Raw genomic sequence first — 9880 nt, 5'->3', positions numbered from 1 at the left:
CGCATGGGGCTGTTCCGCAGCGACGACCGCGGCGCAAGCTGGTACGACACCGAGATCGGCCGCTTCTCCCCGCTCACCTATTGCCGCGACGTGCTCGTATCCCCGCATGATGCGCGCGTGATGTACGCGTGCCTGTCGCAGGCCGCTTTCAGCACGGCCGGATCCCTCTATCGCAGCGACGACCTCGCGCAGACCTGGCGGCGCATCGATCACGGCGTCGATGCTCAATCGACCGTGATGGCGGTCAGCGTCAATCCGAACGACCCGGCCAGCATCTGGTGTGTCACGCGCGGCGGGCAGGTCATCGGCACCGAGGACTCGGGGGCATCGTGGACCGACCACCGTCTGCCCGACGGCGTGCACGATGTGTATACCGTGGCGTGCGTTTGAACAGGGAAGGAACGAGCATGCCAGCCAGCACGAAGACACCGACTCAGGCGGAAATGAAAACGCGTATCGCGCGCTTCAAGGATCTGGTCCCGACCAAGGCGCGCCATGCCGAGTCGAAGGGCATCCCGCAGGAAGTGATGGAGATGATCACGGCGAAGAGCACCTTCAACGTGATGTCGCCGGCGGACCTCGGCGGACAACTATCTCCCAAGCCTGCAGTCGTCGGCGGCGACGCGGGCGTCTTTCGTCTCGGCATCGCCACCTGCCCGGGCGGCAACGGCCCGGGGCTGCACGTGCATTGGAACACGCACGAAACGTTCATGGCGCTGACAGGCCGTTGGGAGATCCGCTGGGGCGATCACGGCGAAGAGCGCACGATCCTGGAGCCGTTCGATCTCATCGCCGTGCCCCCGGGCGTCACGCGCCAGTTCATCAACCTGTCGGACCAGGATGCGCACTTGCTGGTGATCATCCAGGGCAAGAAGGGCGAGTTCGACGACGTCGGCCGCGTCCCGGAGACCGCCGAGGCGATCAGGCAGAAGTTCGGCGAGGCGGTGCTGCAGAACCTTCTGGACGAAGGCTGGCAGTTCACGCTCGATGCCAACGCGCCGCAGGAAGCCCGCAGCGCATGAGCGCCGGGATTCCGGCCGGACAGAGAGACGCGGGCACGGACGCAGTCAGGAGAACGCGAGCATGAGCGCAGACGACGCAGTGAAAGTGCGTTACACCGCGGGATCGGTTTCCCCGCTCGGCCCGGACCGGCATCCGATGTCGCAACCGGAGCCTCTGCTGCCGCCCGACGTGAAGCGGATCGCCTGTTCGATCGAGATCTCCGACTACACGGCCGAGGGCGTGGACGAAGCGATCCGCAGCCGCTATTGGCCGTGCGTCGACGAGCTCGTGAAGAAGGGAGCCGACAGCATCACCCTCGCAGGTTTTCCGATCGCGTCGCAACTGGGCCGCGCGCGCTTGCTCGAGCTCCTCGCGGAGACCCGGAGAAAGACCGGCGTCATGGCGGACGCGCATTCCGAGGCAAGCCTGGACGCCATGCGTCACCTGGGCATGCGCAGGATCGCCGTCGCCAGCCGCTGGTCCGAAGAGCTCAACGCAAAGCTCATCGACTACCTCACCGCCGCAGGCATGGAGGTGTTGACCGTGACGAGCGTGGGCCAGTGGGCGCAACAGGCCTTCTCCATGAGCATCGAAGAGGGCGTGAAGCTCGCCTTCCAGCTGGGGCGCGAGGCGATGCGCAAGGCGCCAGACGCGGACGGCCTGTTGCTTCCGGGCGGCGCATGGCGCAGCCTGGCTGCGGTGCCCATCCTCGAGGAGGACTTCGGCAAGCCCGTGGTGACCAATCCGATTGCACAAGTCTGGCGCCTCATCTCGCAGGGCATCGCCCCTCCCGTCCAGGGTTGGGGACGGCTGCTCGCAACGCCCTAGGCTTTCGTCCCGGGCCTGAATCCGAACACCCGCTCGAAGCGCGCAACGTAGCGCTCCCAGGCTTCCGGGTTGATCAACCGCGGCGGGCGTTCGCCGCGCAGGATCCCGACCACCTGCTCGGCGTTCCATTGCGCCATGTTGGTACGTGAATCCTCGGTGATGCCGGCCGTGTGGTAGGTGGCGAGCACGTTGTCGAGCGCAAGCAAGGGATGCGAGAGCGGCGGCGGCTCGTCCATCCACACGTCGATGCCGGCGCCGCCCAGGTGGCCCGAGCACAGCGCAGCGGCCAACGCCTGCTCGTCGACGATGCCGCCTCGGGCCGTCGTAACGACGAACGCGCCCCTGGGCAGGGCGGCCAGTTGCGCAGCGCTCAGCATGCCGCGCGTTTCGTCGTTGTAGGGGCAATGCACGCTGACGAAGCGCGCTTCGGCGAGCAGCGCGGCAAGATCGACCTGGATCGCGCCGCGCGCCTGAATCTCCTCGGCGCTCAGGTACGGATCGTAGGCAAGCACGCGCATCTGCAGGCCGAGGCCGCAGATGCGTGCGACCCGCCGGCCGACGTTGCCCAAGCCGATGATGCCGATGGTGCGCCCGTGCGCATTCCAGCCCTTGAACTGCTCGCGCGGCGTGCGGCTCTCCCGGTGCAGCGAGCGGTCGGTCTGGGGAATCTTCTTCGTGAGCGAAAGCATCATGGCGACCGCGTGCTCGGCCACCGCATCCGCATTCGATCCCGCCTGGTTGACCACCAGCACGCCCGCCGCGGTGCACGCCGGCACGTCGACCGTGTCGTAGCCTGCGCCGGTGGTGGAAACGGCGAGCAGGTCGGGACAGCGCGCGATCAACTGCGCATGGCACTTGTATTCGTCGGGAATCTCCTGCCGCGTCGAGGTGATGCAGTACACCTGCGAAGCAGCCATGGCGCCCCAGTTGTCGGCCGCGGGACCCTTGGGGGTGAGGCAATGCACGATGATGTCGCTGTGTCTCGCGAGCTCGTCAGTGACGTTCGGGCGCTTGCCGTCGTCGAACCACAGCACTTGCTTTTGCGTAGCGTTGTCAGGCATGACCATTCCTCGTTGCTGATTGGCGCGAGCTTGCCTGCGATACTAGCCCACGAGTCGCAGGTACTCACGATTTCGACTTGCCCGCAGGCGCCGCCGCGAACGTCCTCTTCTGCAGCAGGCCGCCGAAGGCGAGCACCGTGGCGTTGGATAGGAACACGGTGGCGAAGCCGAATGCCGTCCCGACGCTGCCGAAGAACACGGGAATCACGATGTGCGTCACGCTGCGCAATGTCTTGTACAGGCCGATGGCCTCGGCGATACGGCCCGCGGGCGCGAGCACGTACAGCAACGACATGAGCATGGGCTGAGCGCAGCCGACGCCCAAGCCCAGCACGAAAGCGATGGCGGCGAGCGGGCGCGCATCGTCGAAGAACGGCAGCAGCAGGTAGGCGAACGCCGCGACGAAGATGGCGGAGGTGAGAATCGTGGTCTCGCCCGCGCGCTTGAGCAGGAACGGGATCAATGCCCGGATGACGAATGCGGCCAGTGCGACCATGCCGAGCACGGCGCCGATGGCGGAGGCCGACAATCCGACCGCATGTCCGTACACCGGCATGTAGAACTGGAACAGGTCCTGGGCCGAACCGATGATGGCGCCGGCAACGAAGGTCGAGCGCAACCGCGGGATGCGCCAAAGATCCAGCACGCCGCCGCGCTTGTCGCCGGCTGCTACCTTGACCGTCTGCGGCAGCAGGCGCGGCATCCAGGCCATGATCACGAGCGGCGCCGCGCCGAACGCGGCGAGCACCCAATAGACATGCCGATGGCCGAAGAGGTCGATCGAGAACCCGGTGACCAGCGGCCCGATGAAGTTGGCAATCGACCATCCCATGGTGATCACCGCGTAGTTGCGGGCGCGATTCTGCGGACCGCCCACCCCACCGACGACGGCCTCGAGCGGAATGTTGAACACCTGGTGGCCCAAGCCGAGCAGCAAGCCCGCCAGGCACAAAGCCGCCACCTGTGGCACCAGCGCCGGCAAAACGAGGCCCGCCACGGTCATCACAGAACCCACGATCATCGGCAACCGGGGCGGAACCCGGTCCGAGATGCGTCCGATCGCAATCGAGAACAGCATCGGGCCCACCGAATAGAGCGCGATGATCACCCCGACCGTGAACTGGCTCGCGCCCAGCTCGAGCGCATGCAGCGACACGGCGACCCGGCTGCCGTTGAATCCGGCCTGGTTCAGCACGGCCAGCAGCACCACCAGGTAGATGGTCATCGCTCGGGTCGCTGACGCTCACCGGATTTCATCGATGGCTGCGCCCTAGTCGCAATGGGCTCCCCTCTCCCCCTGGGAGAGGGGCTGGGGGGTTCGGCCGGGGTTTCGCGAACCATGGTTCGCGCCGGCCGAACGGCATCGGCCTGCATGCCGATGCGCGCACTGCAAGTGAGGGGAGTCGAGCAGGACGCATAATTTTCCCTCACCCTCGATCCCTCTCCCGGAGGGAGAGGGAAGACAAGCGTACCCACTCTATCGAGCGTTCCCAATTTCATGTCACGCTCGTCCCTCACCCCCAACCCCTCTCCCGGGGGGAGAGGGGAGCGTCGTGTCCGTATTGGACTGTCGTCCAATACGGACACGATCAATAAAGCTTCAGCAGCGATTCCAGGTTCTTCCACAGGATCTTGTCCTTCTCCTCCTGCGTGAGCGAGGTCATCTCCTGCACCCACCCGCCGGGCGAAGGCTTGAACGGCACGAACGGCCAGTCGCTGCCGAGCACGACGCGATCGGCGCCGACCTGGTCCAGCAGGAAGCGCAGCGCTTCTTCGCTGCCGGTCACGGTGTCGTAGTAGAGCCGCTTCTGATAGGCGCTCGGCGGCTGCGGAATCGTCTTCGCCTCGGGCCGTCCGTGCCAGGCACGGTCGAGCCGTCCCATGCCATAGCACGCCGGGCCGCCGCCGTGGGCAATGCAGATGCGGATGTCCGGGCAGGCTTCGAGCACTCCGCCGCAGATGAGGATCGCGACTACGATGGCATCGTCCAGAATGACGCCGACGCTGTTCACCAGCCCGTAGCGGCTGATGCGGTCGCGCAGGAAGTTGTTCTGCGGCTGCGGGTGGAAGAAGAGCACGGCTCCCATGCTTTCAGCCGCCTTGAACAACGGCAGGAATTTGCGCTCGTCCCATTGTTCGCCATTCACCTCGGTATCGAGCTCCGCGCCCTTGAGGCCAAGCTTGGTGACCGCGCGCTCCAACTCGTCGATCGCCGAGCTCACGTCCTGCATGGGCAGCGTCGCCAGCCCGGCGAAGCGCGTCGGCCACGTGAGCGTCATCTCGGCGATCTCGTCGTTGACGCCACGCGCAAGCCGCCTGCCCTGTTCGGCGTCGAGGTGATAGCCGAAGAAGGGCGTATGGATGGACACCACCTGCACGTCGATGTTCTGCGCATCCATGTCCGCCAGCCGCTGTTCGGGCGTATAGCGCACCTTGTCAGACGTGAACGTCGTCACCTGGCCGTTGCCGATGATGGTTCCCCCGCCGTGCTCCCGGTAGCCGTACCAATCCTGCTTCGCGGCCACCGCTTGCCACAGCGAGCGAGGCACCATGTGAGCGTGAATGTCGATGGTCTTCATGCGTCATTGCTCCCTTCTCGTCGTTTGGCCGCGGGTCCGCCCTTCGTATCCGGAGATGGTACCGCGACTTGGACCGACTGCCGCGGCGACACCTTGGGCTCTACACGAGTCCGAGCGCACCTATAATGCAACGAGACTTGGAGGGGGACGCATTCATGAACGGCGCAGAAAGCCTGGTTCGGACGTTGCTGAAGGGCGGGGTCGAAGTCTGTTTCGCCAACCCCGGCACCTCGGAGATGCACTTCGTGGGCGCGCTCGACCGGGTCGAGGGCATGCGCTGCGTGCTGGGTCTATTCGAAGGCGTGTGCAGCGGCGCCGCCGACGGCTACTACCGCATGACCGACAAGCCGGCATCGACGCTGCTCCACTTGGGCCCCGGGCTTGCGAATGCGGCCGCCAATCTGCACAACGCCAAGAAGGCCGGCTCGGGCATCGTCAACATCGTCGGCGAGCACGCCCTCTACCACATCAAGTACGACACGCCGCTCACCGCCGACATCGAAGGCATCGCGCGCCCGTTCTCGCATTGGGTGAAGACTTCGCCCACGTCGAAGACCGTAGCCGGCGACGGCGCGCTGGCGATACAAGCGGCGCGGATCGCCCCCGGACAGATCGCCACCCTCATCCTCCCGGCCGACACCGCGTGGGGAGAAGCTGACGGCGTCGCGGATACGCCCGACACGCCAGCACCGCCGAAGCCGGACAAGGACGCGGTGATCGCGGCCGCCAAGGCGTTGCGCAACGGGAACTCGGCGATGCTCTTTCTCGGCGGACGCGCATTGCGTGCGCGCGGCCTGGAGCTTGCCGGCAAAATCTCGGCCAAGACGGGTTGTCGCGTTCAGGGCGCGGGCGGCACGGCCCGCATCGAGCGTGGCGCCGGGCGCGTGCCGATGTTGCGCCTGCATTTCGTGGTGGAGACGGCGCAGGCGCAACTCGAGGGCACGCGGCACATGGTGCTGCTCGGCGCCAAGGCGCCGGCCGCGTTCTTCGCCTACCCCGGTAAACCGAGCCTGCTCACGCCCGAGGGCTGCGAGACGATCACGTTGTGTCCGGTGGATGGCGATCCGATTGCTTCGCTGGAAGCGCTGGCCGCCGAGCTGGATGCGTTGAACGCAAAGCCGGCAGGCGTTGCGCAGCCGGGCCGGCCCGAGCGGCCGAGCGGAAAATTCACCCTCGAAGGCCTCGGCCAGGCGCTCGGCGCGACGATGCCCGAGGGCGCCATCGTCGTCGATGAATCGGTCACCACCGGCCGCGGCTTCTTTCCCTATAGCGCGGGCGCGCCGCCGCACGACTGGCTCAACAACATGGGCGGCTCGATTGGTTTCGGCACGCCGGTCGCGGTCGGCGCCGCGGTCGCATGCCCCAACCGCAAGGTCATCGCCATGATCGGCGACGGCAGCGCCATGTACACGTTCCAGTCGCTGTGGACCATGGCGCGCGAGAACCTGGACGTGTGCGTGATGATCTTCTCCAACCGCGCCTACAAGATCCTCTACACCCAGCTCGCGGACGTCGGCGCGGCCAACCCCGGCCCGCGCGCGATCGACATGCTCACGCTCGACCGGCCCCGGATCGACTTCGCTGCAATGGCCAGGAGCCTCGGCGTGCCGAGCGTGGAGGTGAGGGATCTGGAGGAATTGACCAAGCAGCTTGGCTACGCCATGTCGCAGCGCGGGCCGTACCTGATCGACGTGGTGCTGGCATGAGCTTACCGGGCGAGGGGGGCGACATGAGACTCCCGGGCGAGGGGCCCCACGAAGTGGGGATCGACCGCAAGTCGAATGGCGCCAGGCGCCGCTGCTCCGGCGGTTCAGCTTGCTCGACGGTTCATGAGGCGCCCCGCTTGCGGGGATCGACCGCAAAGCGAACTGCCGGCAAGTCGCTAGAGGCTTGGCCTTCGCAACTCGTTGACCGTTCGGAGGCGACGGCATGAGCGCGGTCGAGACGTTCGGCTCCGGCGGCTACCGCTACATTCCGGCGGTGTTCCAGTATTCGAGTGGCGTGGCGGCCGAGGCGGGCTTCGTGATCGAACGCGCGCGCCTGGTCGAGCCGCTGCCGTTGGCCGAAGCATTTGTCGCGGTCGAACGCCACCTGGGCGCAATCGGCCGGCCGCTCACCGCGTTTGCCGCTTGCGAGTTGCGCTCGCCCGAGCCGTTCACCGAACAGGGCTTTCGCGACTTCAACAAGCAATACGTACTGACGCTCGAACGCTGGGGCATTTACCGCGATGGCGACAAGCCGGTCAATCCGGTAGCTCGCACCAACGTCTGTCCCATGTACGATGCGCCGCGCGAGCCGGTGATGTACGCCTTCTCGTACACGGTGCCGGTTGCCGCCGGCGGCAGGAGCACGCCGACCTTCGTTCTCGCCGGCGGCGGCGAGGCGCTCGGCCCGGGCAGCTCGCATCGAGAACGCATCGTGCGCCGCGGCGACACCTCGCCGGAAGGCATGCGCGACAAGGTGATCGCAGTCACGCAAGAGATGGAGCGCCGGCTCGAGCTGCTCGGCTTTTCCTGGCGCGACGCGACTTCGACGCAAGCGTACACGGTGCAGAACATCGGTCACCTCGTGGGCGAAGTGCTCGCGGCGCGTGGTGCCTGCACCGGTGGCCTGGTGTGGACGTACGCGTGGCCGCCCGTGATCGAGCTCGAGTTCGAAATGGACGTGCGGCGCGTTGCGCGCGAAATTCTCGTGTAGAGTGTGGCAAGCACCGCCAGGCGATCCGCCCAGCGCGATGTTCAAACAAGGAGGAGAGACCATGCTGCATGCGGCTCGACGATCGCTCGTCTTCGGCGCAATGCTGTCGGCATTGCCCATCACCGCCCTGGCCCAGGCGGACGGTTATCCAGGCAAGCCGATCCGGGTGGTGGTCGGATTCACGCCCGGCAGCGCGACCGACGTCACCTCGCGCATTTTCGCGCAGAAGCTGAGCGAAGCGTTCGGCCAGACGGTCGCGGTCGAGAACATTCCCGGGGTCGCGGGCGCGATCGGCGGCGCGAAAGTGGCGAAGGCGCCGCCTGATGGCTATACCCTTTACTACGGCGCCAACGGCGCCATGACCATTGCGCCCAGCCTCTTCAGCCAGCTGCCGATCGATCCGAGTGCGGATTTCACTCCGGTCGTCCAGCTCCTGACCATGGGCAGCATCCTGTGCGTGAACAAGTATCTGCCGGTGAAAAGCGTGCAGGAGCTGATCGCGCTGGCCAAGCGCCGGCCGGGAGAGCTGTCTTACGCGAGCCCCGGCGTGGGAGTGCCGCAGCACATCGCCGGCGAGTTGATCAAGCTCATCGCCAAGGTCGACATCATCCACGTGCCCTACAAGGGCGCGCAGATCACCGACGTGATCGGCGGACGCGTCCCGATCACGCTGCAGAACATGGGCGCGATCCTGCCCGTGGTGAAGGAAGGACGGCTGCGCGGGCTCGCGGTCACGTCGCTCAAGCGCTCGCCGATGATTCCCGAGCTTCCCACGATGGACGAGTCGGGCTTTCCGGGATTCGAGGCGCTTTCCTGGTTCGGCGTGTTCGCGCCCGCCGGCACGCCTGCGGCGATCGTCGACAAGCTCTACCAGGCATCGACGAAGATACTCGCGCAGCCGGATACGAAGAAGCGCTACACCGAGCTCGCACTGGAGGTTTCGGGCGCGAATGGAAAACGTCTCGCCGAGATCATCAAGACCGACACCGCAAAATGGGCGAAGGTCATCAAGGACGCGAACATACCGCCCGCGCAATAGCGGCATGCCGCAAGCAAGCGGGCATCAGCATCAGCACTTGCAGCGCGGCGCGGGCGTCGATGCAATCATGACGGCTGAGGAAGTACGACCATGGAAACCGGACTGAAGGGAAAGAACGTCCTCATCACCGGCGCGAGCCGCAACATGGGACGGCTTGCCGCGCTGCAGTTCGCGCGCGAAGGCGCCAACCTTGCTCTCTGCACCAGCAGCAAGATGCAGGAGCTCAACGCGGTCGCCGAGGAAATCCGGGCGCTCGGCGTGAAAGCCGTCGCGGTGCAATGCGACGTGGCCGATCCGCGGGCAGTGGCAGCGTTCGTGGCCGAAGCGCGCAAGACGCTCGGCTCGATCGATGTCGCGATCAACAACGCCGTGCACCGCGCGGAGGGCGCGTTCCTCGCGGAGAGCGACGAGGTGTGGGACCGGAACATCGCCGTCAACCTGACCGGCCCGCGCAATATCTGCCGCGCCGTGCTGCCCGGAATGATCGAGGGAAGATGGGGCCGCATCATCAACTTTTCCGGCATCGCGCCCTTCCTGGGCACCGGTCCGGCCAAGGCGGCGGTGAAGCTCGGCATCGTCGGCTTCACCCGCGGCATCGCGCGCGAATTCGCCGCGCACAACATCACCGCCAACTGCATCGGGCCGGGCACCTTCGACGTCGAGCGCGACGCCTT

The 9880-nt window shown here is 66.3% G+C and carries 10 protein-coding genes; 7 read left to right on the top strand and 3 right to left on the bottom strand.

The window, feature by feature from the left end; all coding sequences use genetic code 11:
• The 3 genes from GEV05_28755 to GEV05_28745 form a co-directional block, all read left to right on the top strand.
• Nucleotides 1-390: hypothetical protein (locus GEV05_28755; protein ID MPZ47282.1), on the top strand; the 390-nt coding region annotated here is incomplete at its 5' end.
• 17 nt (nt 391-407) lie between these two features.
• Entirely contained in the window at nt 408-1022 is a 615-nt protein-coding gene (locus GEV05_28750; GenBank protein MPZ47281.1) for a cupin domain-containing protein, read from the top strand.
• A 61-nt stretch (nt 1023-1083) separates the two neighbouring features.
• The gene (locus GEV05_28745; protein ID MPZ47280.1) at nt 1084-1830 is read left to right on the top strand and encodes a hypothetical protein; all 747 of its coding nucleotides are present in this window, start codon (nt 1084-1086) and stop codon (nt 1828-1830) included.
• Here the strand turns inward: GEV05_28745 and GEV05_28740 are convergent.
• The 3 genes from GEV05_28740 to GEV05_28730 form a co-directional block, all read right to left on the bottom strand.
• Complete coding sequence (locus GEV05_28740; protein ID MPZ47279.1) at nt 1827-2897, bottom strand: 3-phosphoglycerate dehydrogenase; 1071 nt, start codon at nt 2895-2897, stop codon at nt 1827-1829. The genes GEV05_28745 and GEV05_28740 overlap by 4 nt on opposite strands.
• A gap of 58 nt (nt 2898-2955) precedes the next feature.
• On the bottom strand, nt 2956-4116 hold the full coding sequence (locus GEV05_28735; GenBank protein ID MPZ47278.1) for an MFS transporter: 1161 nt from the start codon (nt 4114-4116) through the stop codon (nt 2956-2958).
• 364 nt (nt 4117-4480) lie between these two features.
• Complete coding sequence (locus GEV05_28730; GenBank protein ID MPZ47277.1) at nt 4481-5470, bottom strand: amidohydrolase family protein; 990 nt, start codon at nt 5468-5470, stop codon at nt 4481-4483.
• Nucleotides 5471-5625: 155 nt separating this feature from the next.
• Between GEV05_28730 and GEV05_28725 the strand changes: the two genes are divergently transcribed.
• The 4 genes from GEV05_28725 to GEV05_28710 all read left to right on the top strand — a co-directional run.
• Entirely contained in the window at nt 5626-7176 is a 1551-nt protein-coding gene (locus GEV05_28725; GenBank protein MPZ47276.1) for an acetolactate synthase large subunit, read from the top strand.
• 223 nt (nt 7177-7399) lie between these two features.
• A complete protein-coding gene (locus GEV05_28720; GenBank protein MPZ47275.1) occupies nt 7400-8167 on the top strand; it encodes a hypothetical protein in 768 nt (255 codons plus the stop codon).
• A 37-nt stretch (nt 8168-8204) separates the two neighbouring features.
• Nucleotides 8205-9206: a tripartite tricarboxylate transporter substrate binding protein gene (locus GEV05_28715; GenBank protein ID MPZ47274.1), complete on the top strand. Its 1002-nt coding sequence runs from the start codon at nt 8205-8207 to the stop codon at nt 9204-9206.
• 90 nt (nt 9207-9296) lie between these two features.
• Nucleotides 9297-9880, top strand: a 584-nt coding sequence (locus GEV05_28710; GenBank protein MPZ47273.1) for an SDR family NAD(P)-dependent oxidoreductase, incomplete at its 3' end; no start/stop codon positions are given.

The organism is Betaproteobacteria bacterium (genome assembly GCA_009377585.1).
Taxonomy (GTDB): domain Bacteria; phylum Pseudomonadota; class Gammaproteobacteria; order Burkholderiales; family WYBJ01; genus WYBJ01.
This window is presented reverse-complemented; position numbering and strand designations above follow the sequence as displayed.

Coding starts and splice junctions, on each gene's coding strand:
- GEV05_28750 (MPZ47281.1), top strand. CDS start 408: ATGCCAGCCAGCACGAAGACACCGACTCAGGCGGAAATGAAAACGCGT.
- GEV05_28745 (MPZ47280.1), top strand. CDS start 1,084: ATGAGCGCAGACGACGCAGTGAAAGTGCGTTACACCGCGGGATCGGTT.
- GEV05_28740 (MPZ47279.1), bottom strand. CDS start 2,897: ATGGTCATGCCTGACAACGCTACGCAAAAGCAAGTGCTGTGGTTCGAC.
- GEV05_28735 (MPZ47278.1), bottom strand. CDS start 4,116: ATGACCATCTACCTGGTGGTGCTGCTGGCCGTGCTGAACCAGGCCGGA.
- GEV05_28730 (MPZ47277.1), bottom strand. CDS start 5,470: ATGAAGACCATCGACATTCACGCTCACATGGTGCCTCGCTCGCTGTGG.
- GEV05_28725 (MPZ47276.1), top strand. CDS start 5,626: ATGAACGGCGCAGAAAGCCTGGTTCGGACGTTGCTGAAGGGCGGGGTC.
- GEV05_28720 (MPZ47275.1), top strand. CDS start 7,400: ATGAGCGCGGTCGAGACGTTCGGCTCCGGCGGCTACCGCTACATTCCG.
- GEV05_28715 (MPZ47274.1), top strand. CDS start 8,205: ATGTTCAAACAAGGAGGAGAGACCATGCTGCATGCGGCTCGACGATCG.